Genomic DNA, 26,158 nt, shown 5'->3' with positions numbered 1-26,158 from the left:
AAGACTTCAAAGAAACGGAAACCACTGAAAGAAAACTGCTTTGGAGCATGAACATGTGGTGCCTTTGTGGTGGTGCCTTTGCGTGGTGCCTTGAGACTGAAAATCTGCCTCTTATGAACCTATATCATCCAAGGAGCTCGGGAGCAACAGCAATCGTAGAATCACTTTTCGTACTTGCCCCCCATCCATTTTAATAGTCCATCTTATATAGTTGATATATAGGAAATAGTATATTGGTATTGCGTGATTTTCCCTAACTTAACTATTGCTTGAAAAAGATTTCATATGTTAAGGTAAAGCCACTTCATTAAGTACAGCAACATATCGATCAGGAGGAGTATGGTACAGCTATGAAAGAATCAAAAGACGACACATCTTTGCTAACAGGAATTGAAGCTGCCTCACTCTCTTCCTCTACCCAAGATACAGGCAACCCTATTGATCCCGATTCCAACGGAATCTCGAAGGCTGGCAGTCGGCCGGCCAATCAACGACTTGGCGCATCGGTACTGCTCATGATAGCTATTCTGCTTACTGCGGCCACGCTGCGTTCTCCGCTCACTGGCGTCGGCTCGCTGATTGGCGAGATCCAAGGCACCACGGGGCTGTCCCATACCGCTGCGGGCATGCTGACCACACTGCCGCTCATCGCCTTTGCTATTTTCGCCCTTGCTGCTCCCAAACTGGCATGGCGGTTCGGCATGGAGCGAATACTGTTCTACTGTATGCTCATTATGACGGCAGGAATTCTCGTGCGTTACCTGCCTAGTATTCCCGCGTTATTCGTCGGAACCGCTCTGATCGGCAGCGCGATTGCCGTTTGCAATGTGTTGGTACCCGGCCTAATCAAACGTGATTTCCCAAATCGAATCGGCCTGATGACCAGCCTTTACACCTCATCCATGAATGGATGGGCTGCCATTGCCTCCGGGATCAGCATCCCTCTTTCCCGCAGCGCAGGGTGGAGAGGCGCACTTGTCTACTGGGTCATTCTGTCGGCCGTGACCGCCTTGGCATGGATTCCCCAGATGCGGCGCAGCGGCGATAAAGGCAAGTCGCAGAGAGCCGGCTCCTATCGCAAAACAGGGGTCGTATGGAGATCGGCCATAGCCTGGCAGGTAACGATCTTCATGGGTTTCCAATCCATCATGTTCTACGTCGGCATCTCCTGGCTGCCGGAAATTCTTCAAGAGCAAGGATTAAGCCCTGCAAAAGCGGGCTGGATGCTCTCCTTGATGCAAGTTGCCAGCATGGCCGGCTCTTTCCTCATGCCGCTTATCGCCACCAGAACACAGAGTCAAAAAGGACTGGCTGCCGCTTCCTCCACTTTGTTCCTCATCGGATTCGGGGGTGTTTGGCTCGGCAGTCCAGCACTGGCGCCTCTTTTTATTATGGCGATCGGTCTCGGCTGCGGAACGACCTTCAGTCTCGTCATCTTGTTCTTCGCCCTGCGTTCGCGCACAGCTGACCAGGCCGCTGAACTATCTGGCATGGCGCAATCCATCGGATACTTGCTTGCCGCGGTCGGCCCGACTCTGTTCGGCTTCATCCATGATCAGAGCGGAAATTGGGCTGTTCCATTGGCTACGATTACTGGATTATCGCTGCTAACCATCCTTTTTGGATATGCCGCTGGTCGCAAAGGCTATATTGGGTCAGAATAAGGGTACGAGCCCCCTTCACCCTATCTGGCTCTGCCAGTTACTAGGAGAGTAAAATAGAAAGTTTTCGTACAAGTAGCGCTATAAGAAACTCCCATCATCGTAGAGTAGAAAATTGTGTCTTTTCCATTGTCTACTATGATGGGAGCATAACAAAATCAACGACTAATTATTTGCCACTTCTGCAGCAGCATTCTCTCCAGCAATTCGTCCAGAACCATAGGCAAAACCCAATGTCCCGCCTTCAAGATAAACATAGCTGTCGCTGTAAACGCCGCTTACTTCACTTCCTGCAGCATATAGTCCGCCAATGGGCTTTCCATCCTTATCAATAACCTGAAGATTTTGATTCACTTCAATGCCGCCCAAAGTACCCAGGAATACAGAAGGGGTAATTTTAACAGCATAAATCGTGCCTTCTAAATTATCTAAGTACTTCGCAGATTTAAAATGGTCAGTGTCTTCTCCCTTTGCACAAAGCTCATTGTAACGATTAATGGTATCAACTAAATTGGACATTCCAAGCTTTTCGGCCATTTCTTCTGGACTCTCAGCTTTGATGATTTGGCCTTCCTCAACCAACGCATTTATTTCTTCAGTTAAATCTACAGGTTTTATACTCTTTTCATATCTTTTGGAGGTATCAATTTCATGTCCAACCTCGATAAAAATTGTAGGATCCGTAGCTAAATTACCGCTAAATACATCCGTAATCCCTGCAAAACCTTTTTCTTTAACAGTTTCGATCATAGTGGAATCAAACAATTCATATGCTGTATGCCGTGGAAGAGATTTAATTACATTTGATGATTTAATAGGCTCTAAGGTAAATTCTTCATTCATAAAACGGTTGCCATCCACATCGACATGCAAATATGGGTTAAGCAGCGCTGAATTTAAAGTAGTACCCCAATTCGTTCCTCCTCTGGATATTCCATAATGCATCATAATCGCTTTATCATATTCAGCGTCTCCGCCTGCCTTTTTAGCCAGTTCAATACCAGTTCCTATGTTGGTTGCTACACGGCTTTGACCAAAGCCTTCACCAAAGGTTTCAGCAACCATTTCTTCATTTCCACCAAATCCGCCTGTAGCTAAAATAACTACATCAGCATGAATGGTTAGTGTACCACCGTCCGCCTTTTCAGCAATAATACCTGCAACCTTACCATTTTCTAAGATAAGATCTTTAGCTGTTGTTTCATAAAGTACCTTCCCGCCATTATTCTGAATAGAATTATGCAATGCGGTGATTCCCTTAACCCCGCCTTCAGTATATCCATGCAGAGTGGAAGCTGGATGTGTCTCTTTATGCTCGTAATAGCCACCAGTAGCCGGATGAGCGAGTGTTAGCTTCACTCCGTTCTCTATTAACCAGTCCACCGTTTTACCCGAATTTTGAATTACCTTGGACAGCAGTCCCCCATTCACTTGAAAGTTACCGATGTTTATGAATTGATCATAGTACCACTTAGGATCAACCATTTCACCCTTTGCGATCTGCTCTGAGGATGATGTTGCAAACATGCCGCCTGCCATAGTACCTTGACCTGCCGGGCTAGCCGTTGTCTCTACAACCACAACCTGCGCTCCATTCTCAGAAGCTTGCAAGGCTGCAGCAGACCCGGATGCACCACCTCCGACTATAACAATTTGGGTTGTAATTTCTTCCTCAGTCCCTTTTTTAACGATGGCTTTAGCTTTGAGTTTGTCTACATCACCACCTGCTTGCTGTACACAATCGGCAACGGCCTCGATAATAGCATTACTTGTAACAGAAGCACCAGAAATCACGTCAACCGCTAAAGATTGCCCTTCTATAATACTTGCAGGGATTTTCTCTATAGCAGGATCGGATATCCCCTCTGTTTCTGAACCCTAGATTACTTTAATATCGGTAATTTCCTCATCAGAGAAAGTGACCTCTACTGTAACTGCTCCGTTTATACCTTCTCCACTGCCTGTATAAATTCCGGCTTTGTAGATCCCCCCATCTGACATACTAGAAGTATTACCGTTTCCCCCATTTCCGTCGCATGCACTTAGAACCATACAACTAATTAGTAAAACTAGTGAAAGCTTTGACCACAGACGTTTCATTACATTGCCCCCCGTATGTAAATTGAGTAATATGATTTCCTAGTCAGTGTAAAACTAAGTGTTACTTCCAGGTCAAAGATATCTTTGTGACAAAAAAACGCATGGTTTAACAAAAAAGAGTGAGAAAAGTTATGGATTGTTACAAAATTCACAAATACAATCATGACATAAAAATCGTCTGTTAAAATGAATGGATAATCACGGTGGAATAAGCAAAAAAATGAAACGTTAAGGGAGATATATCATGCATAAATATAAGATTGGGGATTTTGCTATTAATCTGGGTGTAACCCCCGACTTACTCAAGCATTATGAAAAATATAATATTATTACCAGTGAAAAGCGGGGGGAGGGTGGTTACCGTTTCTATGATTTCACACAGGTTCCACAGATCCTGGAAAGTAAAAAGTATCAAAAGCTAGGCTTTAAGCTTCGTGAGATTGAAAATATGTTGAATCATGAATCCATAGATGCCTTAGTTGATAGCCTGAGCGAAAAAACAGAAGCTTTAGCTGAGGAAATTAGCGAAAAACAGCTAATACTAACCTATACTCAAAATTTATGCAAGCTATTACGAGAACTGCAGGAAGATAATTTTGATGGTAAATGGTTTATCGGGAAGATAGACTCGTTCTACTTCTTTCCACATTCAAACGGATATAAGTTTATTCCCCAATCCCGATCTGCTCTGAATCATTTATCCCATTGGATCAATTCCATACCTTTCGTGGAGCAATGCGCCCGTATCACCTCTAATAAGAATAAGTACAATGATTTGATCTTTGGCCTTTCGATCAACAAAGATCATGCCAAAGCGCTTAAGCTTTATGTTGAAGATCCCATAGAGGAATTTGTTGAAAGCTGGGGGCTGATTTATCAGAGCACACAGGTGGGGGGGAGTCCTAGAAAGCAAGATTTCATTCATCGTACTTTGAACAAAGCCCTGGACATTTTAGAGAAGCATCATTTTACTCCAAATGGTGATATCCTCATTAGAACTTTACTTGAAACGCTGGATAAGGGTACGAAATATTACCACCGTAAAATTACGATTCCCTTGGAGAGCGAATAAAGATAAGGCTGATTATAAAATAAAAAAACTCGAGCAAGTGCCATGTTCCAAACCAATAGGCGATCCTTAGTTAGGAGACCTTCAAACAAACAACATCCCCTTTGTAAATCTAATGCAAAAAGCCCTGAACTCCAACCGAAGTCGGAACTCAAGACTTTACACTACCCTATCTTAGCCGCGTCAAATGAATACTTCTAGTAGATCACGCGATTGTGCTGATCCTTAATGCCGGATTTACGATAGAAATACGTATTGATCACATCTCGCCAATGCTTGGCGCTCTCGAGCTGTTCGAGCAGACGCTCCTTCACATGGGTATAACGCTGCTGGTCAAGCTTGTGCTCCAAGGCATCCCAGCGCACCAGCCACTGCTCCACTTGCTCCACCCCGGCAAAGTGGGTGTCGTAAATATGCTGAATCACCGTCTTGCCGGACTTTAAGACATAGGTATAAGGAACATGGTGGAAAAATAGCAGCAGCTCATCCGGGCAAGTCTCCAGGCTGTCGTACAAAGCCGCATTGGCGCCAACGTATTGAGCAGAGTATCCCGTACCCGTCGCTTGAGTTCTGTCCACGCCGATGCCGTCGCGATCCGCAAAATGATATGTACCCCATTTGGAGTACTCATATCCGTCCACGTCTGGGCCGTAGTGATAGTGCGGCACGACCATCCACCCTACGCCAAGCGGGGAGGTGTAATTCTCATAGGTCGGCCAGGATTCCATCAGAATGTCCAGAATCGTATTTGCCACAGCCGGATCGGAACCAAAGGTCATGCTCGTCCATTCCTCGGCAATCTCCTCTGCGCTCAGCTCCGGGTTCCATAACAGACGGCCATATCCATACAAATTGGACTGCGCAAGATAATGTCCTGTCCAATTAAAGTCATTGCCAATGCTGGATACCGCCGTAATCCCGCTGTATTTGTACGGATGAACCTGTCCGGCGACAATATCTTTTACCTTGCTGTTCTCGCCTTGGCAAAGCGTATCGAATTCTAGTACCTCTTTCCATTGCGGGATCAAGTAGCACACATGCCTTTGCTGTCCCGTATATTCCTGGGTAACCTGAAATTCCAGCATTTGATTGGTACGCTCCATAGCGCCAAACAATGGGGATACCGGCTCCCTAACCTGGAAGTCCATCGGACCGTTTTTGATTTGCAGAATGACATTATCTTTAAACCTGCCGTCCAGCGGCTTGAAATGATCATATGCCGCGCGAGCCCGATCGGTCTTGCGATCCCGCCAGTCCTGATGGCAGTCGTATACGAAGCATCTCCATAATACAAGTCCGCCATGAGGCTCCAACGCTTCTGCCAGCATATTGGCACCATCCGCATGATCCCGCCCATACGTAAACGGCCCCGGCCGGTTCTCGGAGTCTGCCTTGACCAGGAATCCACCAAAGTCAGCAATATGCCGATAGACATCATCCGCTCTCTGCTTCCACCACGCCTGAACCTCTGGCTCTAGCGGATCAGCTGTAGATGTATCTCCTAACTCGATCGGTGCGGCAAAATTTACACTGAGATACAGGCGAATCCCGTAATCGCGGAACACATCGGCTATCCGAGCCACGTCAGGCAGCAGCTCTGGCGTAATCAGCTTCGTTTCTACCTCGTGCACGTTCACATTATTGATAGCAATACCGTTAATGCCGACGGAAGCCAGCATTCTGGCATACTCCTTCACGCGAGTCAGATCGGAGACGATTTTATTGTCCTGATAAAATATCGAATGGCCCGCATATCCACGTTCAATGCTTCCGTCCATATTGTCCCATTGATTAACCATCCGCAGCTGGTACTTCGGTACCTCGACCAAATCCAGCGATTCGGACGCCTGACCCGTTTGCAGTAGACGCAGAAAATGAAAAACGCCATAAAGCAATCCCTTCTCCGTTCCTCCAGCAATAACAATATATTCCTTGCCTTCTCTGGCCAGCTTGCGGATGACATAACCTTCATCCCCCAAACGAGCTGCTTCCGCTGCATCCAGCGAATCATCCAGCAGCGGCAGACTACCAGCGTTGCCCGTATGATCTAGCGTTCCTACGGCCAGGAAACGGTCAGCTTCCGCTTTAGGAGAAACGACCGGCTGCTCCCCCGTTAGTGAGTCAATGCCCTTTGTCAGCTCTTGAATTGCCGTGCGGAAAACCTGCGAAGACACTCCCGCTGCTGTCACGATATATTTCAAATACCCTTCAAGCTGTTTCAGCACCGAAGAGCGTTTCCTGGATGCTCCATCCGCTGATGCTTTGTCGTATCGCAGCCAAGCCAAATCATAATTGCTGCTCATTTTGCCACCCCTTCTTTATTTCACGATTTCCGTCGGGTTCATCCCGGTGATTTTCTTAAACACGGTGCTGAAGTACGGAACGTTTTTGTATCCGACCATTTCCGCAACTTCATACACTAATGCCTTCTTCTCCATCAAGAGTTCCCGCGCCTTTTCAATTCGCACTCTCGTCAAATAATTATTGAACGTCTCGCCCGTAATGTTCTTAAAAATCATCGATAAATAGTTGCGCGAAATATACACTTTATCCGCCAGCCCAGCCAGCGTAATATCCTCAGCATAATGCTCATGGATATATTCCATCATGAAATCGACGGCCTGCCTATGCTTGCCGTTGCCGCCCCATTCGCGGCTGCTGAACACAATCCCGATCTTAGCGCCCAGCCACTCCGCCAGCTCGGATGGCCGCTTTAAATCGGCAATTTCGCGGGTAATGGAATCATTCGAGAAAATATCGTCCAATACCGTGCCCATCTCATAGAAAGCAAAAGCGATAATTCCCCACAGCTCGCCAGCCAGCATGCCGACATACGACTTCGTGATGCCTTCCTCTTTTTCAAGCCGCGCCATATAGTCCATAATAATTTTGCGCGCCTGATTCTCCTGCGAAGTCCGTATGGCCCCAGCCAGCTCCAAATACAGCTTAACGGGGCGGATCGGCGCTTCCGCTCCTCCGCTTGGCAGCCCTTGCGAATATACGTATAAATCATAGCCGGGAATCGCCGGCTGCGGATTCAAATCGATGACGCGAAAAGCTTCCTCCGTCGAGTTGCCGATATCTCTGATGCTGTTCTTGCGCTCGCCGATTCCAATGCGAATCTTCAGCTTCAAATAACTCTTGACGCAATCGATCAGCCGAACGCCAAGCTGCTCCAGCCGTTGGCGCAATCGACCAGCAGGCTCCGCAGGATCGCTATGCACGATAATCACAGAGCGGTTCGTGTGCAAATCTGTATAGTCAAAGGAGGCAAAGGCCCCCTGGGTCACCTCGCAAATAATGTTGCTGATTGCAAAACGAAGGAGGCTCCAATCCGGCAAGCTGAGCTTCGCTGCCCGTTGATCACGAACCAATTCAATGCCAAGAACGGTATGATCGCATTCAGGCCAATAGCGATAAGGCGTTGGAATTTCAGTATGCAGACGGGAGTTCTGCAGGGTGCCTGCCGCAGCCGACTTCACCCACTCCTTCTCAACAAAAGGCTCATACAGCCGCAGCTTCTGGAGCAGCTCATCCTGCTTCATCTTCCGCTCTTCCTGCTTCTCCAAATCGGCTATAGCCTGACCGAGCACAGACTTGAGGGTTGGAACGCTGACTGGCTTGGACAAGTAATCGCTTACGTTCAACCGCAAAGCCTGGCGAGCGTATTCAAAGTCAGAGTATCCGCTCAAAATAATAACTTTGCCAGTATACCCTTTTTGCCGCAGCTGTTCGATCATATCGAGACCATTCATAACAGGCATATATAAGTCGGTTATGACAATGTCGGGACTAGCGGATTGAATCATTTCCAGGCCTTCTTCACCATTAAGCGCCTCGCCCGCCCATTCTGCATTCAACTCATCCCAGGGTATCGCTCTCTTGATTCCCTGCAGCACCCCGCGGTCGTCATCGATGATTCCAATCTTCCACATCTGTAGAGCCCCCTTCTCTTGCAACAGTGATGTTCTCGCATTATGCCGCGCATAATGTTTCACAATGATGATAATACGTCATGCCCGATAAGCTGTTAAGCCTCTCAGGCATGACGTTATAGTTTATTCCTATTCGTACTCTTGCGCTGCCTTTTTCAAAGATTCATAAGCTTTCTCTGGCGTTGTTCTGCCAAAGCTCAGCTCATCGCGTACAAGCGGGAAGTCTTTGTCGATGAAGTTAACCCAGCCCTCAGGTCCAGTTGTAAAGGTTTGGCCGTCTGGAGTCGTTGCATCGATCAGTTTCATGCCCACTTTCTCGCCCTCAGGCAGGGTCGGGATCAGGCTTTCTGCGATCTTCGCGTTGGCAGGTACGCCGCGCGCTGTTCCTAGAATAGTTCCAGCCTCTGGATCATTGATGAACCAGTCGATGAACTTCGCTGCTTCTTCTTTATGCTTGGAGTTCGGGGACAAGCTAAGGAACATGGACGGTTTCAACCAGCCGCCTGCCTCCTCAGCCCGCGGCATCGTTACAAGATCGAATGCCCCTTCTTTCATGCTGTCCCATGTCGTATAGTTGTTCGAGAAGGAATAACGGAACAATACTTTGCCGTTAACCAGCAGGTCAGCTGTAGGATCCATTTCCTTGTCGGACGCATTCAAATCAGCTGGAGGCACAAGACCTTCATTGCGAAGCTGTTCAAACTTTTTCGTCCATTCCAGGAACGTCGCTTCATCGATGTTGAATTTGCCGTCATCGGTAATCAGCGTCCCTTTGCCTTTGGCATAGTGATAAGCACTAAACATGAAGTAGTTGCCGGCATAGTCCAGGGTGAAGTACTGACCTTTAGCCAGTTTAGGCTTCACTTCCTCCGCTAATGCAAAGAAGTCATCCCATGTCCAGCCATCTTGCGGAGTAGTTACACCTAGCTTATCCAAGGCAGCCTTATCATATATCATACCAAAAGCAACCGAGCCCAGCGGTACTCCGTATTGCTTGCCGTCTTTTTGTCCAATCGGCAGGAGGCTTGGCGTCAAGTCATCCAAGTTCACCTTGGAGTCAAGCTCTTCCAATTGGTTGCGTGACGTCCAGTCGGAAATCCAGCCCGGATCCATCTGGATAATATCCGGCTCGTTATGTGCCGCTGCCTGCGTGGACAATTTGTCCAGATATCCATCCATTCCGGAGTATTCCGGCTCGAAGGTGACATGCGGGTTTTTCTCCGTGTACAGCTCTAACGCCTTCAACGTCGCTTCGTGACGCGGCTGGGATCCCCACCACATAATGCGCAGTTTTACTTTCTCTGATGCCGAATTAGATGAAGCCGGAGTATCGCTAGACGTTGCCCCAGCATTATCTCCCTTACCGCCGCCGCAGGCAGCTAACAATAAGGAACATACCAGCAGCGCTGCGACAATTTGCAATCGCTTCCATTTCATCATGTTGACTTACCCCCTAAAGAAAAAATATATTGTAGTCATTATTTATCCTATCAATTCCGTGTTATTCGGAGTATAAGAGAGATGCACAATTTATTATAAAATCGTCCGATTATGTTTCACTCCTTCCCGGTGCTTCGACAAGCCGTGGAAAGGCAATCGAAACAATCGTTCCACCCTGCTCGCCATCCGCAAGCGCAATATCAAACTCCTTGCCGAAATACGCCGTGAATCTTTCCTTCACGTTCCGTATGCCGTATCCGCCCTTCCTGCGGTTATTCCCCTTGTCGTGATTATGAGATAATCCGATCCCATCATCCTCGATGATCATCCGGACGCGTTCACCCTCCTCTGTCACTTTAATCAGGATACGGCCGCTTTGCCTTGAATTAAACCCATGGATCATCGAATTTTCCACGAAGGGCTGGAGCGTCATCTTCGGGATGTACAGCTTCTGTACCTCCTGCGCAGCTATCACCTCGTACTCCAAGCCCTCCTCCCATCTCAGCTGCTGAATTTCCAAATAACAGCCTACATGGGTAAGCTCCTCACCGATCGTAATAAAGCTTTCCCCGTGAGACAAGCCAATGCGGAACATGCGGCCCATCAACTCCAGAATGCGGCTCATTTTATCCTGGCCCTCTGCGATCGCCATCCAATTGAGCTGATCCAATGTATTATAGAGAAAATGCGGGTTGATATTGGCCTGCAGCGCTTCAATCTCGGCCTTGCGCTGCTGCTCGTAACGCTCAGCCAGCGACAGATAGAGCGCCTCGATGCGCTCATTCAATCGGCGGTAGCCCGCAAACAGAACGCCGAACTCATTCGTATAGTCGCTCGTCAGCTCCGCCTGCTCTCCCCCGACGACATAAGTTTTCATCGCCTTCACTAGCTGAGCAATCGGCTTCATGAACTGCCGGCTCAGCCAGAGCGTCAACAAGAAGGCTAATAATAAAGCGCCGATACCGATCGTAAGAATCGCCCCGGCCAGCTTCATGCTCCCGGCCGTAATTTGCTTCCACGGGGTAATTTCGACAAGCATCCAATCGGAATCCGCTACTTTGGAATAAACGATAAGATTTTCGACGCTATGCGGCTGCGTATGAAGACGGAATACGCCTGATTCACCAATAAACCGCGGATCAGACTCCAGCAGACCGGCTTCCTTCATCGGCTTGCCCACGCTGAGCAATTCTCTGCCGTTCCTATCCAATAAGATGCGGTTCGAGTTCTGAGAATATCCCTCCAGCATGCTCCGAATCCAATCGGCCTTCACATGGACGACCAGTATGCCCATAAATCGGGTATTATAATAAATCTTCCGAGAAAAGCTCAGCACAGACGCTTCTCCCTTAAAAGTCAAAATTTGATGCTCCTCCGACCAGGCGAAATCATTCTTCTCTATTGCCGAATACCAGGGCTGCTCAGCCGCCTTTTCCAGCTGGTGAAACTGGATATAGCTTTGGTGGTCACCCCACTGAGGCTGTTCCAGATATAAATCGATCGCCTGGATTTGCGGAATCGAATAGGTCAGATGAGCAAGAGCCTGCTTGATGCCCATCGACCTGCGGTAGCGGTCGAACTCGTCGTCCTTGCCCGACAGGAACGTAAGCAAATCGCTATCCCTTGAAGTGGTGAGGGATACCTGCTCGATCGATGTAAGCCGACCCGTAATTTCATTATTCAACTCCTCCAGCAGCCTCTTTTGGTAATAAGACGTATTCTCGGCCAATTCGCGTGATGAGATGACATAGCTGATCCACGCCGTGCTCGCCAGCACAAGTGTAATTAGGCCGGCGAAGCAGATGATAAACAGAACATCAATGCGATATTTTTTGAATGGATTTGTCATAACGGGCGTCCCCTCTTTCAGGCAAGTCTCTAAGAAAAGAACCGATGCCAGACTAAAAAAACATTGAAGCTGCACCTGCCTCAATGTTTTCTTAATTTTAATATATTATGTTCCTAACTGGCTACCCTTTAATTCCCGTTGTGGCTACGCCCTCGACAAAGTACTTCTGAGCGAAGGTAAACAGCAAGGTTGCCGGTAGAATGGATACGAGCGACATCGCCAGCAGTTGTCCCCATTCCGCGCCTCCCTGAGCGTCGTTGATCATCCGGAGTGCCAATCCTACCGTGTATTTATCGACAGAGTTAATGTATAGCAAGTGCCCGAGGAAATCGTCCCAGTTCCATAAGAAGCAGAAAATAATGACGGTAACGATCGACGGCTTCATCAACGGCATGATGATTCTCCAATAAATTCCGAACCAGCTGCAGCCGTCGATTTTTGCCGATTCATCCAGCTCCCGCGGAATACCCCGAATGAACTGAATGAGCAGGAAGACGAAGAAGGTTCCCCCCGCTCCCCCGGCCAAAGCATGGGGCACGATAAACGGCAAATACGTATTGACCCAACCGAATTGGTGGAACATCGCATACTGCGGAATGATAAGCACCTGTCCCGGGAGCATCAGCGTGAGCATGAGCAGCGAGAACCAGAAGCCACGCAGCGGAAAGTCAAGCCTAGCGAACCCGAAAGCAACCAGCGTACTGGAAATGACCGTCACAATGATGACCGCGATAATGAGATAAAAGGTGTTTACATAAAAATCGGTAAACGTAAATCCTGGAACCGAATGCCAGCCTTTAACATAATTGGACCACTGAGGCACGGTTGGGAAAAGCGACGGCGAGCTCAGCTCCTGATTACTTTTCAAAGAAGCGCCGATCCACCAAATGACCGGATAGACCATAATCAAGCTGAATACAGTAAGCATCGCGTGGCGGGTCAGGCCCTTCCATTTCGACTTGGTCATTTTCTTTTCCCTCCTTGACTCTCAGATTCGTAGAATACCCAGTACTTGGACGTAAGATTAATGGCAACGGCAGCAGCAACGATCAGCAGCAGCATAATCCAAGCAAGCGAGGAGGAATAGCCTAACTGATAGCGGCTGAATGCCCGCTCATACAAGTAAAGCGCATACACATAAGTGGAGTTCATTGGCCCTCCCCCGGTAATCACGTATGCAGGCGTGAACACCTGGAAGGAGTTGATAACCCCCATAATGAGGTTGAAATACAACGTGGGCGACAGCATCGGCAGCGTAATTTTGAAAAATTGTCTCAGCTTGCCCGCGCCGTCTACCGCCGAAGCCTCGTAAAGATCTGTCGGAATCTGCTTCAGGCCAGCAAGGAAAATAACCATCGAAGAGCCGAACTGCCATACCGACAGCACGATCAGCGACCAGAGCGCCGTATCCGGGTTCGTCACCCAGCCTGTGCCTGGAATTCCGAATATGCCAAGGACTTTGTTGAAGAAGCCGTCTACGCCAAAGATATTTTTCCATAGCAGGGAAACCGCAATACTCGCCCCAATTAAGGACGGAAAGTAAATGGCTGTACGATAGACCGAAATCCCGCGCACCGCCTTATTCAGCAGCATGGCCACAAGAAGCGCAGCAATGAGCTTCAACGGTACCGAGGCCAGCACGTAATAAAACGTGATTTTGAGCGATTGAGCGAATTTCTCGTCCGCCGTGAAAATACGATTGTAGTTTTCCATGCCGACCCATTCGATCGGCTTCATTAGAGTATAGTTGGTGAAGGAATAATATAGGGACAACAGCATCGGATAGGCCGTTAGCGCCAAAAATCCGATCAGCCACGGGGAAATGAATAAATAACCTGCAATGGGAGAGTCCCAACGCTTGAGAAATGATTTTTTACGCACGGGTGGTGTCCCGGAAGCTAAAGGTGTTGTTCGTTCCATGAGTTCACTCTCCTTTTCTGTACTTTTAGTATAGATGGAGAGTCCCCGGGAGCTACAGGAGACAATTGCTCAAAATCATTCAATATTTTCAGAATATCTGAGGCGCGGTGAATTTTAAAAAACCGTCCGGCAATTTGAAATTTCTCCGGACGGTTTTTTGGATATGACGAATTTGTATTGAACTGCTCAAAATTAGCATATTGGCGGAAATACGTTAGTGCTTTTCACATTGGGCAGATTGGGACGGTTGGTGCCCTGCACATTGGCACACGAATTAATTCTAATGTGATCGGCAGCCATCCAAGCATGCCCCGAATCCTGAACAACACATCATGTGCACAGAGAGCAGTGCGCGCGCAATGCCATATCGGATTTAGCTGGATTTCTTGTGTTTATGTTAGTTCCATCACGACAGTGACGCTAAATAGCTGTACTTCGTGTATCTAAAGCCTCGCTTTTTAGCCTTCTCCCCTTTAAAGCTCATTTTAACTGCAAGGAATCCAACTAACGGTATATTCAGCGATAGAGCGTGGATTTTAGATACAACAAATCCAGTTTTTTTGTGTATCCTCGCTGCCAAATTAAACTTTGAAGTGCTCGATTTTAGTTTGCATATCTGCGGCCATTCGGGCAAGCCCATCGGCGGCGGACGAGATTTCCTCCATCGAAGCCAATTGCTCCTGTGTGGCGGCCGTAACGCTTTGGAAGGAATCCAAGCTTTGCTGCGAGGTTTCCGAAATATGCTTTACAGAGTTGGCAATTTCCTCTGCGCTTGCGGACATTTGCTGCGTAATCGCAGATACGTCATGAATTTGCTCCGTAATATGCTGCGTGGAACTCTGGATTTGCTGGAAGGCATTCTGCGCTTCCGTGGTTACGGTGATACCACGCTCTACATTGGCGGCGACCTCTCCGTTCATAACCTCGTATACTTTCTCTGTTAAGCTGGTCATTTGCACGACGTCCTCGCTGATTTTCTCCGCCGTCCCTCTGGATTGCTCAGCCAATTTCCGTACTTCTCCCGCTACGACAGAGAAGCCGCGCCCTTCTTCACCAGCACGCGCCGCTTCTATAGCTGCATTAAGCGCGAGCAAGTTCGTCTGGACAGCGATATCGGAAATTGCGGTACTCATACCGGCAATATGAGCGCTCAACTCGTTCATCCGATGCATCAGCTCGGCTGACTGCTCTGTCGATCGGCGGATTTCCTCCATTTGCAGGCTGACCTGCTCCACCTTTTCACTTCCATAACGAACATCCTCTACGGTCTTCGAAGATGATTCGACAATCGCCCCCGATGCTTCGGCAATTTTATAAATGCCCTCAGACATTTCCCCCATCGTATTGGCACTTTCGAGCGAAACGGCGGCCTGTCTTTCGGCTCCCTCGGAGGATTCCTGAACCAGATCGACAACATGCTCAACCGATTTTGCATTCTGCTCGGTACCCGCCGTCAGCTCTTCGCTGGATGCGGCAAGCTGGCTGGAAACTTCAGCGACATCCATGACCATTTCCCGTATGGAGGCCACCATCTCATTATAGTTAGCGGCTAATTGTCCAACTTCGTCCTTCCGCTTGATCTGGACTTCCTCATTCAGATAACCCTCTCCTACCCGCTTCGCAGAGCGGTTCAGTTGCTCGATCGGACGAGTTACGCTGCGAATGATCAAAAATAACACGATACCAGAGACGATGAGTGCAATACTAAGTACAATAACGGAAGTCCTGACAATTGGAATAATCGCTTTGTCGAATTCACCCATTTCCAGAACCCCGACGATTTTAAGACCCGTGACCTCGTTCGTCAGAACATAAGCACGCTGTGGCTTGCCCGTCAACTCGCTTTTATAATCGATAAAGCCAGAATCCATCGCCTGAATTAACGGAATGTGCTCCCCTACGGCATCTTCGCCGGGCTCGTACTGCGGATGGTAAGTAATCTTGCTGCTGCGGTCGAATATGTATACATACCCTTCATTACCAATCTCTACATTCCGAGTGAATTCATTGATATTCTCCATATTAAAAGACACCGTCATGGCTCCCTGCCCATCCGGAAGCGCCCGGCTGATATACAGATTATGATGCCCCGTAGTGCTTGATTGAAAAGGATCAATAATGACCGTGTTGGTCGGATCGGCAAGCGCAGACTTATACCAATCTCTTTCGGTAGGATCATATTCATGCGGACCTGGGTCTGGCGCCTTCAGAAAAGCTTTGTTATCGTTGCCCACGGTAAGCAGTTCAAGCCCTGGATGCTTCTCCATGAACAGCTCCAGCATCGCCTGCACCTCTGGCGATCTTTCATCGATTTGCTTGGAATTCATCTGCACGACCAATTGCTCAACGTTTTGAATTTGCGCTTCTATGGAAGCGTTCAGCGCTTCGTTCATTAGTTCAACACTAGTCTTGGCTGAATTTCCGATTTTCTCTTCCATTTCATGCTTCGCGCTCGTCAGACTGGTTACCATAATTAGGAGATTAGGTATAATCAACATAATTGCAAACACAAGCAAAAGGCGATTGCGCAGCGAATTGAACTCAACTAATTGTCTTATTTTTGACCATGTTTTTTTCATCTTGTTCTCCCTTCGAAATCTTCAAATGTATAGCATATTACTAGCTCTCAGTGACTAGACTTTTAACTTCAATTCAACTAAGTCAATGATTCTATATATCTATATTCGACAAAAAACGATATTTTTTTATACTTTTTATGAAAATATTCAGAAAAAAATGATGTTTTACTGTATTTTCATTTATTTTCTTTGTGGGCGGCCCCCTTTATCCAATTTATAAAATCAACAAGCCTTCAAATACAGTTAGCGTATATTTTTATGATTGCCGAATCCCAACACCATGCCAGGCAATATACTGAGTCTAGCGCCATACCCAGTGGCGCACCTGATTACCATACCGAAGCACCGGGCATCATACCAAATCTTGTATCTGTATGCCATACCGAGCATCATGCCCAGCAACAAGCCACATGGGCACCAGTACCAAACCAAGTACCTTAGTTCGCGATATAAAAAAAGCAGATTCTGTCCCATGGACAAAATCTGCTCGTGCTTTTAAAAAACTAAGCGCTTTAGTGATTAAAGCATCAACTGCTACAGCACATTAGCGCAAGATGTGCAATAAATCTATTTGCTTTTTTCCAAATATTCTTGAACCCATTGTCCGGTCGCCTGCAGCTTCTCCTCAGCCCGACGGATCGCAGCTGTTACTTGACCTGTTGCCGTACCACCGTAAACGTTGCGGGCGTTAACGACCGTTTCAGGCTGGAGCACCTCATAGATGCTGTCGTCGAACAGCGGCGAGAACTGCTTGAATTCCTCCAAAGACAGATCGAGCAAGTATTTATTGTGCTGGATACAATACAGCACCGTCTTGCCGATGACTTCATGTGCCTGACGGAATGGCAGGCCCTTGTTCGCCAAGAAATCGGCGATGTCCGTCGCATTGGAGAAGTCCTTGTTCACGGCTTCGCGCATTTGCTCTTTGTTCACTTTCATCGTGGCAATCATCGGAGCGAACAATTGCAGGGCTCCCTGCAGCGTAGCTACGGTATCAAACATTCCTTCCTTATCTTCCTGCATGTCCTTATTGTAAGCTAGCGGCAAACATTTCAGGACGGTCAGGAGCCCCATCAAATTGCCATAAACGCGGCCCGTCTTACCGCGTACAAGCTCCGGCACGTCCGGGTTCTTCTTCTGCGGCATAATGCTGCTGCCCGTACAGAATGCGTCGTCCAGCTCGACGAAGCGGAACTCGGTGCTGCTCCACATGACCAGTTCCTCACTCAAGCGAGACAAATGCATCATTAAGATCGATGCGTCCGCCAGAAACTCCAGGATGAAATCACGATCGCTGACCGCATCTAAACTGTTCTCGTAGACGCTGTCGAACTGAAGCTGCTCAGCTACGAAATGGCGATCAATCGGGAAGGTCGTTCCCGCAAGGGCTCCCGCGCCAAGCGGCAGAACGTTAATGCGTTTGTAACTGTCCTGCAGGCGTTCAATATCCCGCCCGAACATGGAGACATAAGCCAGCAAATGGTGAGCGAACAGAATCGGTTGAGCCCGCTGCAAGTGGGTATAGCCCGGTACAATGGTGTCCAGGTTGGCTTTGGCTTGTCCAATCAGGGCTTCCTGCAAATCGTGCAGCAGGCCTACAAATTCCACGACCCGTTTGCGCAAATATAGATGCATATCCGTCGCCACCTGATCGTTGCGGCTGCGGCCTGTGTGCAGCTTGCCGCCGACCGGGCCGATCTCCTCGATCAGATTTTTCTCGATATTCATGTGAATATCCTCATCCGAGACGGAATACTCCAGCTCTCCGCGGCGGATTTTTTGCAGCACGGATTGCAGTCCTTCCTTAATCTTCTCGGCATCCTCTTCAGGTACAATTCCACATTTGGCCAGCATCGTCACATGTGCCAGACTTCCCTGCACATCCTCCTCGGCCAGCGCCTTGTCAAACCCGATGGATGCAGTATATTGTTCAACTAGTTTGTTGGTCTGCTTCGTAAAGCGGCCTCCCCACAGCTTGCTCACCTGATTCACTCCTTATCTGTATCAAACCTGATCTGTTTCGAATATACTCCGCCCAAATTTTCAAAACTAAGATCCTCTGTATATACTAGGCTGTCTCACTATGTTACTGGACAACTAAGATGGTCCACACTAAACTTTTGCACGCTATGCGGTTGAACAACTAAGGTATATATAACTGTCTTAAACCAAGATGTTACACACTAAGATCATAGCGGTCATAAACCAGATATTTTATTCAACATTAGATGACATCCACTGAGCTGTGTTGTACACCAACTGCCATGCTCTAGAAAGCCGAACACTAAGCAGCCGTATACTAAAATGATATACATTAAGTGGATTTCACGTATCTAATTACGCTCTTAAGGAATACTTCAGGGAATCAGATGGATTCTATGCCCTTAAATCAAGAATCCATCCCATGATTAGCTGTTTCCCTACTTTTAACGACATGAAATCCACTTAAAACTACTTTCCCCTCTTTACCGTAAAGACTAACTACTATAAATCCATTTATTACAATGGATTCGGGACAAGTAAGACGGCGTAAATTTGTTCCTACGACCACTGTTCCACTTTTACTCCCCAAACTTCTTGGATAGTAGAGGCCCATAAATTTATAAGAGGCAGAAAAACAGTCACAAAGGCCACCACAAGCCTTCACTTCGGATGCATTAGTCTTTCAATAACCTGCTCCATTGTTCGGAGTGTCGCTCCGGCTATTCGGAGAATCACTCCAGCTATTCGGAGTTTCGCTCTGTCTATTTGGAGTATCGCTCCGTCTGTTCGGAAAATTGCTCGATCTGTCCAGAGAGCTGCTTCTTACAGCTGCTTCTTACTTGCCGCTTTGCTCCACGCCGGAGCTTACTTTCAGGCGCAGCGCGTTCAAACGGATAAAGCCCGTTGCATCTCCTTGATCGTAGGCTTCTGTTGGATCGGCTTCCATCGTAGCAATATCCGGATTATAAAGGCTGACTGGGCTTTTGACACCCGCAGCGATAATATTGCCCTTATACAGCTTCACACGAACCGTTCCGGTCACGTTCTTCTGGCTTTCCGTAACAAGCGCCTGCAGAGCAAGACGTTCTGGAGCGAACCAGAAGCCGTTATACACGAGCGTGCTATAGCGGGTAATCAAGCTGTCGCGCAGATTCATCACTTCGCGATCCATCGTAAGGGATTCCATTTTGCGATGTGCTGTGAACAGAATCGTACCTCCTGGTGTCTCATATACGCCGCGGCTCTTCATGCCGACAAAGCGGTTCTCCACCATATCCACCCGGCCAATGCCGTGCTTGCCGCCCAGCTCGTTCAGCTTATCCATCACGCCGAGCGGATCAAGACGCTGTCCATTCAAGCCAACGCAGTTGCCTTGCTCGAATTCCAGCTCCAAATATTCCGGCTGATCCGGCGCATCCTCTGGATCCACGCTGAGCAAATACATATCCTTGCTCTCGGCAGCGCTGGCGTCAAACCAAGGATCCTCAAGAACGCCGCTCTCATAGCTGATATGCAGCAGATTGCGATCCATCGAATAGGACTTCGCGGCAGATGCCGTTACCGGAATGCCGTTCTCTTCCGCATAAGCGATCATTTCAGCCCGGCCTGGGAAGCGGTCGCGGAACTCACTTAAGCGCCATGGCGCGATTACGTCAATTTCCGGAGCCAGGCCTGCAGCTGCCAGCTCGAATCTGACCTGGTCATTCCCTTTGCCCGTAGCGCCGTGGGCAATTGCCATCGCTCCTTCCGCACGCGCGATTTCAACCATGCGCTTTGCGATCAGTGGACGAGCAATGCTTGTGCCCAGCAAATATTGTCCTTCATACATAGCGCCGGCCTGGAACATCGGGTAAATGAAATCCTTGGCGAATTCCTCGCGCAGATCGTCAATATAAACTTTGGAAGCCCCGGTTGCCAATGCTTTTTCTTCCAGTCCGTCCAGCTCTTCTTTTTGGCCGATATCTGCCGTAAAGGCGATGATTTCAGCATCATAGGTTTCTTTCAGCCATTTAAGAATAATCGATGTATCCAAGCCGCCAGAGTAGGCTAATACGATTTTATTTTTTGCCATAATGAATGATCCTCCTAAAAATTGTATGTCACGACCTATCCGATCAAAGCCGCCATCAGAGCCTTTTGAGCATGAAGACGGTTCTCCGCCTGGTCAAAAATAATCGAGTTCTTGCCGTCGATAACCCCTTCGCTCACTTCCTCTCCGCGATGGGCCGGCAAGCAGTGCATAAATAAGTAATCCGGCTTGGCATGCTGCACAAGCTCTTCATTGACCTGATAATCTGCAAAAGCCGCCTCGCGCGCCTTCTGCTCCTCCTCAAAGCCCATGCTCGCCCAAACGTCCGTATAAATGACGTCAGCCTGCGCTACCGCTGCCTTCGGATCGCGCACAACCTCAATAACCGCTCCAGTCTCCTTGGCGATCTGCTGAGCCTCGGCTGTTATTTTCGCATCCGGCTCATAGCCTTCCGGGCTGGCTACAGAAATATGCACCCCAAGCTTTGCGCAGCCGATCATGAGGGAATGCGCCATATTGTTACCGTCGCCGATATAAGCCAGCTTCAAACCTTTTAAAGCTCCCTTATATTCATAAATGGTCTGCAAATCAGCGAGCACCTGGCAAGGATGCGCCTGATCGCTCAGCCCATTGATAACCGGAACCGTCGAATAGCGCGCCAAATCCACAACATTCTCATGACCGAAGGTACGAATCATAATACCGTCCAAGTATCTCGACATGACCGCGGCCGTATCGGCAATCGTCTCGCCGCGGCCGAGCTGGATGTCATTTTTGCTCAGAAACAGCGCATGCCCGCCAAGCTGGTAGGTTCCCACCTCGAAGGATACCCGTGTCCGCGTCGAGGACTTTTCAAAAATAAGACCGACGGTTTTTCCTTTTAACGGATGATAAACTTCCCCCTTCTTGTGCTTCGTCTTGATCTCCACCGCCAAGTCAATCAAATATTGTATTTCTTCCGTCGTATAATCACTGAGCTCAATGAAATCGCGACCGCTCAGATTAAAGGTTTGCTTCGTTCCATGGGATTGACTCATATTACGCTTCCTCCTTGGATGTATGGGCAGAAATAATCGCAGCCAGCGTATCAACGGCTTGATCGATCTCCTCCCGGCTCACGTTCAAATTGGGCAGCAGGCGGATGACATTCGGCCCTGCCGTCACGAACAGCAATTTATTCTTCTGGCCCTCGATGACCAAATCCCCCACCGGCTCGGCGCATTCGATGCCGATCAGCAGACCTTTGCCACGGATCGCCTTCACGAATGGCTCATTCTGGAATGCCTCCTGGAGACGTTCGTGCAAATATTTGCCCATCTCGTCCGCACGCTGCGGAATGCTGTCCTCCAGCATCGTCTCGATCGTAGCTACGACAGCTGCCGCCGCTACCGGGTTGCCGCCGAACGTCGTCGCATGGCTGCCTGGCGTGAACGCTTCACGTAAGTATTCCTTCGCCAGCATCGCCCCGACGGAAAGTCCGCTCGCAATGCCCTTCGCCGAGGTAAAAATATCCGGCTCCATGCCGTAATGCTCATGTGCAAACCATTTGCCGGTACGCCCCATGCCCGTCTGCACCTCGTCCACGATCAAGAGAAGACCCTCTTTCTTGCAGAGTGCAACCAGCTCTTGAACGAAGTCTGGCTCTACCGGATAGACGCCGCCCTCGGCTTGGATCATTTCCAGCATAACCGCAGCGGTATTCGGTCCAATGGCTGCCTTAAGGGCCTGCATATCATGCAATGGCACTGTCTTGAAGCCTTCCGGCAGAGGCAGGAAGCCCTCCTTGACCTTCTGTTGGCCCGTAGCCGTCAGCGTGGCCAGCGTTCGCCCATGGAAGGACTGCTCGAAGGTAATCACTTCATAACGATCCGTTCCTTTGACCTTCTGGTGGTAACGGCGCGCCAGCTTAATCGCAGCTTCATTCGCCTCCGCCCCGCTGTTGCAGAAAAATACGACATCGGCACAGGTGACCTCCGTGAGCAGCTGCGCAGCCTGCTCCTGCCCTGGAATCTGGAACAGATTCGATACGTGCCACAGCTCATCCAGCTGCGCTTTTACCTTAGCAGTAACCTTCTCTGGGGCATGCCCCAGGTTCGTGACCGCCAGCCCGCTCATAAAGTCGAGATAACGATTCCCTTGATCATCCCAAAGCCAGCTGCCATGTCCTTTGACGAGACTGATTGGATAGCGGGCGTAGCTGGGAAAAAGCGCGCTTTTTGCTCCTTTGTCCGCGGCCTTGGATGCTTTTGCTTCCCTAAGATCACTTTGTGCCATTGCTTGTCAACTCCTATCGTTTGGATAAACATCTCTATTCTTTCGCTCTATTTAATATAACGCAGTCTAAAATAGCAGGCTACTGCATCCGTACAATTTTTGTACCGATTTCTTCACCGGACAGCACACGGCTCAAAATCCCCGGCTCGCTGCCGTCCACGATGATGACCTCCTGCACTTTACCGTGTATGCAGGCAATGGCTGCGCGAACCTTCGGGATCATGCCGCCGTAGATTTCGCCCGTCTGAATCATGTCCTCGATTTCCTGAACCGTTACCGTAGGAAGCACTCTTTTTTCACCATTCACAGTTTTTAGAATCCCCGGCACGTCGGTCACCACGATCATCCGCTCTACTCCGAGCTCTGATGCTACCGCTCCCGCCGCCGTGTCCGCATTGATATTATAGCGTTGACCATCCGCATCTACGCCAAGGGGCGCAATGATCGGCATAAATCCAAGCTTCACTACGCCTTCAATTAGCGTGCCATCAACCTTGGTGACATCACCGACAAGACCGACCTCCGCGCTGGCCGCCACGGGCTGTGCCGTAATCAGTTGGCCGTCTATGCCGGATAAGCCGAGAGCCTTGCCCCCGGACTGCCCGATCCGCCGTACGATACCCTTATTGATGCTTCCGGCAAGTACCATCTCCACAACATCCAGTACTTCCTCGGACGTATACCGAAGACCATTCACAAATTTAGTTTCAATGCCCAGCTTGCTAAGATTGTCGGAAATCGCTGGCCCGCCCCCGTGAACGATAATCGGCTTCACCCCGTTCTCCTGCAGCTTCACCAGATCCTCGAAAAAGGAATCCGGAAGCTCTGCGAGCGTACTGCCTCCACACTTCATGACAAACGTACCGTTTGCCTTAAGCTGATCGCCTGTATTCTTGCTGTTATCCAACGCTGTTCTCATCACTCCAAAACCCCTCTTTCGAATCTCATGGATTAAAATATGATTGCATCTGCACCTTACGTCCTTGAATAAAAAAACAATTAGGTACGGTAAGCTGCGTTAATTCGTACATAGTCGTAGGTCAAATCACAGCCCCAAGCCGTGGCCCGGCCTTCACCATTATGCAGATGGACATGGATAACCACCGTGTCGCCCTGCAGGTAAATCAGTGCCTCTTCCTCATCAAAGGGGATCGGGCGAGAGCCCGTCAGCACGGGAATGCTGCCCAGTGAAATATCCACCGTTTCCGGGTTCACCGGCTCGCCCGCACGGCCCACCGCTGCGATAATTCTCCCCCAGTTTGCATCGGCGCCGAATACGGCGGACTTCACCAGGCTTGAGCCGATCACCGTCTTGGCTATGGCTCGCGCCGACAGATCGCTGACCGCCCCTTCCACATTCACCTCTACGAGCCTGGAGGCTCCTTCCCCGTCACGAGCGATGGCCTTGGCGAGAACCTCGCACACATAGCCGAAGCCTGCCGCAAAGCTCTCCCACTCGGGATGCTCCGGCGTCAGCGCCTCATTGCCCGCAAGCCCGCTCGACATCGCCAGCAGCATATCGTTAGTGCTCGTATCACCGTCTACTGTAATCATGTTAAAGGTTGCATCAGTCGTCATGCCGAGCAGGCCTTGCAATGCCTCGGGCTCAATGACGGCGTCGGTCGTTACAAAGCCAAGCATCGTGGCCATGTTCGGATGAATCATGCCCGAGCCTTTAGCCGCTCCGGCGATGCTTACTTCCCGACCATTTACGTTCAGCTTTACGCAGACCTCCTTCTTCACAAGATCGGTGGTCAGGATTGCTTGGCAGAACTCCTCCGCACCATCTGCTCCTGCCGTTAATACTGCCGGCAGGCCTTGAATTCCCGCGTTCACCCGCTCCATTGGCAGCAGCTCGCCGATCACGCCTGTCGATGCTACGGCAACTTCCTCCGGACGCAGCCCGAAGGCTTCCGCTGTAGCCGAGCGCATCGCATAGGCATCCTCCTCGCCCTGTGTGCCCGTGCAAGCATTGGCGTTGCCGCTGTTCACGATGACCGCCCGCAGCCTCTGGCTGCTTGAGGCGATGCTTTCGCGCGTCACCTTAAGCGGCGCAGCCTGGAACACATTTAATGTATATACGGCCGCTGCTACGGCAGGAACTTCGCATACGATCGCACCGAGATCGTTGCGCGTTGTTTTTTTCAGACCGCAATGCAGTCCTCCAGCTTGAAATCCCTGCGGCGTTGTAACTGTACCCTCTGTAACTACCGTGAACTTACTAACCTTTCCCATGACCTTCTCCCCTCGTTATTACGGATAAATCGGACTTAGCTTCAGTCCCGTCGTCTCGTCCCAACCCATCATTAGATTCAAATTCTGAATGGCCTGACCTGCCGCGCCTTTTACAACATTATCAATCACAGATATGATCGTTAATCTTCCCGTGCGATGGTCGGCCGCAAATCCGATATCGCAATAGTTCGAACCGAACACTTCCTTCGTCGCTGGCCATTTGCCCGCCTCCCGAATCCGCACGAACGGTCTGCCTTCATAATACTGGCGATACAGCTCAGTTAAGTCCTCATCGGTATAAGCCCCTTTAAGCTGAGCATACATCGTGCACATAATGCCTCGCGTCATGGGTACCAATTGGGTTGTAAAGGTTACTGTCACCGGCTCTCCCGCAATTTGCGTCAAGCTTTGCTCAATTTCCGGAATATGCTGATGCTTGTTGACTTTATAAGCTTTAAAATTCTCATTGATTTCTGCATAATGCGTCATTAGATTCGTGCCCCGGCCCGCACCGGATACCCCGGACTTCGCATCGATAATAATCGATGCCGGATCGATCCAGCCCGCGCTTAGCGCCGGAATCAATCCAAGCAGCGTCGCAGTCGGGTAACAGCCCGGGTTCGAAATGAATTCCGATCCGCTGGCATCGTCGCCGTTAATTTCGCATAGTCCGTATACCGCTTGCTCCAGCACCCGCTCATCCGGGGCATCGTGTTTGTACCAAGCCTCATAGACGGAGCCGTCCTTGATGCGGAAATCTCCGGAGAGGTCAATGACTTTAACACCCGTTTCCAGCAATTGTGGCACAAGCTTACTGCTTACACCGGAAGGTGTTGCAGTAAATACCACATCGGATTTTTCAGCAATCTCGACCGGATCGACTCCGTCCAAATCGCTCACCAAGATGTCCGTTAAATGGGGAAACCCATCCGTAATTGGCACACCGGCACTCGATGCCGAAATGACGGAGACGATCTCCACCCGCGGATGTCCCAATAAAAAACGAATCAGCTCCACGCCCCCATACCCCGTGGAACCGACGATAGCTACTTTTACTTTGTTTGCCTGTCCTTGCGAATTTCCG

The 26,158-nt window shown here is 49.3% G+C and carries 18 protein-coding genes and 1 pseudogene; 2 read left to right on the top strand and 17 right to left on the bottom strand.

The window, feature by feature from the left end; translation table 11 throughout:
• Nucleotides 1–350 precede the first annotated feature (350 nt).
• On the top strand, nucleotides 351–1,664 hold the full coding sequence (locus CZ379_RS07720) for a CynX/NimT family MFS transporter (protein WP_234404852.1): 1,314 nt from the start codon (nucleotides 351–353) through the stop codon (nucleotides 1,662–1,664).
• Between the two features lie 162 nt (nucleotides 1,665–1,826).
• Here the strand turns inward: CZ379_RS07720 and CZ379_RS07715 are convergent, their stop codons facing one another.
• The 3 genes and pseudogenes from CZ379_RS07715 to CZ379_RS26070 all read right to left on the bottom strand — a co-directional run bounded on the left by CZ379_RS07715 (nucleotide 1,827) and on the right by CZ379_RS26070 (nucleotide 3,761).
• Entirely contained in the window at nucleotides 1,827–3,308 is a 1,482-nt protein-coding gene (locus tag CZ379_RS07715; protein WP_324616512.1) for an FAD-dependent oxidoreductase, read from the bottom strand.
• Between the two features lie 96 nt (nucleotides 3,309–3,404).
• Nucleotides 3,405–3,524: pseudogene (locus tag CZ379_RS27040) on the bottom strand (FMN-binding protein); the annotation flags it as partial.
• A gap of 15 nt (nucleotides 3,525–3,539) precedes the next feature.
• Nucleotides 3,540–3,761, bottom strand: coding sequence for an FMN-binding protein (locus tag CZ379_RS26070; protein ID WP_199925523.1), 222 nt, complete (start codon nucleotides 3,759–3,761; stop codon nucleotides 3,540–3,542).
• Between the two features lie 244 nt (nucleotides 3,762–4,005).
• Between CZ379_RS26070 and CZ379_RS07710 the strand changes: the two genes are divergently transcribed.
• Nucleotides 4,006–4,833: a MerR family transcriptional regulator gene (locus tag CZ379_RS07710; protein ID WP_110931126.1), complete on the top strand. Its 828-nt coding sequence runs from the start codon at nucleotides 4,006–4,008 to the stop codon at nucleotides 4,831–4,833.
• Nucleotides 4,834–5,027: 194 nt separating this feature from the next.
• Here the strand turns inward: CZ379_RS07710 and CZ379_RS07705 are convergent, their stop codons facing one another.
• The 14 genes from CZ379_RS07705 to argC form a co-directional block, all read right to left on the bottom strand.
• On the bottom strand, nucleotides 5,028–7,133 hold the full coding sequence (locus CZ379_RS07705; protein ID WP_110931125.1) for an alpha-glucuronidase family glycosyl hydrolase: 2,106 nt from the start codon (nucleotides 7,131–7,133) through the stop codon (nucleotides 5,028–5,030).
• A gap of 15 nt (nucleotides 7,134–7,148) precedes the next feature.
• The gene (locus tag CZ379_RS07700; RefSeq protein ID WP_110931124.1) at nucleotides 7,149–8,765 is read right to left on the bottom strand and encodes a response regulator transcription factor; all 1,617 of its coding nucleotides are present in this window, start codon (nucleotides 8,763–8,765) and stop codon (nucleotides 7,149–7,151) included.
• A gap of 129 nt (nucleotides 8,766–8,894) precedes the next feature.
• Nucleotides 8,895–10,205 (bottom strand): ABC transporter substrate-binding protein, encoded by a 1,311-nt coding sequence (locus CZ379_RS07695; protein ID WP_110931123.1) that lies wholly within the window; start codon nucleotides 10,203–10,205, stop codon nucleotides 8,895–8,897.
• Between the two features lie 109 nt (nucleotides 10,206–10,314).
• Nucleotides 10,315–12,054, bottom strand: a complete 1,740-nt coding sequence (locus CZ379_RS07690; protein WP_110931122.1) for a sensor histidine kinase — start codon at nucleotides 12,052–12,054, stop codon at nucleotides 10,315–10,317.
• A gap of 121 nt (nucleotides 12,055–12,175) precedes the next feature.
• On the bottom strand, nucleotides 12,176–13,021 hold the full coding sequence (locus CZ379_RS07685) for a carbohydrate ABC transporter permease (RefSeq protein WP_110931121.1): 846 nt from the start codon (nucleotides 13,019–13,021) through the stop codon (nucleotides 12,176–12,178).
• Nucleotides 13,018–13,974, bottom strand: coding sequence for a carbohydrate ABC transporter permease (locus CZ379_RS07680; protein ID WP_110931120.1), 957 nt, complete (start codon nucleotides 13,972–13,974; stop codon nucleotides 13,018–13,020). Before CZ379_RS07680 ends, CZ379_RS07685 begins: the two co-directional genes overlap by 4 nt.
• Before the next feature lie 581 nt (nucleotides 13,975–14,555).
• Nucleotides 14,556–16,553 carry a methyl-accepting chemotaxis protein gene (locus tag CZ379_RS07675; protein ID WP_110931119.1) on the bottom strand — a complete coding sequence of 666 codons (1,998 nt, stop codon included), beginning with the start codon at nucleotides 16,551–16,553 and terminating at the stop codon, nucleotides 14,556–14,558.
• Between the two features lie 567 nt (nucleotides 16,554–17,120).
• Nucleotides 17,121–18,536: an argininosuccinate lyase gene (gene argH / locus CZ379_RS07670; RefSeq protein ID WP_110931118.1), complete on the bottom strand. Its 1,416-nt coding sequence runs from the start codon at nucleotides 18,534–18,536 to the stop codon at nucleotides 17,121–17,123.
• 835 nt (nucleotides 18,537–19,371) lie between these two features.
• The gene (locus tag CZ379_RS07665; RefSeq protein WP_110931117.1) at nucleotides 19,372–20,607 is read right to left on the bottom strand and encodes an argininosuccinate synthase; all 1,236 of its coding nucleotides are present in this window, start codon (nucleotides 20,605–20,607) and stop codon (nucleotides 19,372–19,374) included.
• 35 nt (nucleotides 20,608–20,642) lie between these two features.
• Nucleotides 20,643–21,602 (bottom strand): ornithine carbamoyltransferase, encoded by a 960-nt coding sequence (gene argF, locus CZ379_RS07660; RefSeq protein WP_110931116.1) that lies wholly within the window; start codon nucleotides 21,600–21,602, stop codon nucleotides 20,643–20,645.
• Between the two features lies 1 nt (nucleotide 21,603).
• On the bottom strand, nucleotides 21,604–22,839 hold the full coding sequence (locus tag CZ379_RS07655; RefSeq protein ID WP_110931115.1) for an acetylornithine transaminase: 1,236 nt from the start codon (nucleotides 22,837–22,839) through the stop codon (nucleotides 21,604–21,606).
• Between the two features lie 79 nt (nucleotides 22,840–22,918).
• Nucleotides 22,919–23,758 (bottom strand): acetylglutamate kinase, encoded by an 840-nt coding sequence (gene argB / locus CZ379_RS07650; RefSeq protein WP_110931114.1) that lies wholly within the window; start codon nucleotides 23,756–23,758, stop codon nucleotides 22,919–22,921.
• Nucleotides 23,759–23,838: 80 nt separating this feature from the next.
• Nucleotides 23,839–25,074 (bottom strand): bifunctional glutamate N-acetyltransferase/amino-acid acetyltransferase ArgJ, encoded by a 1,236-nt coding sequence (gene argJ, locus CZ379_RS07645; protein ID WP_110931113.1) that lies wholly within the window; start codon nucleotides 25,072–25,074, stop codon nucleotides 23,839–23,841.
• Nucleotides 25,075–25,092: 18 nt separating this feature from the next.
• The coding region (gene argC / locus CZ379_RS07640) for an N-acetyl-gamma-glutamyl-phosphate reductase (RefSeq protein WP_234404851.1) at nucleotides 25,093–26,158 on the bottom strand (1,066 nt) is incomplete at its 5' end.

Origin of the sequence: Paenibacillus bouchesdurhonensis, assembly GCF_900155685.1 — a bacterium.
Taxonomy (GTDB): domain Bacteria; phylum Bacillota; class Bacilli; order Paenibacillales; family Paenibacillaceae; genus Fontibacillus; species Fontibacillus bouchesdurhonensis.
The sequence above is the reverse complement of the archived record's forward strand: the minus strand, read 5'-3'. Positions and strand labels throughout refer to the sequence as shown.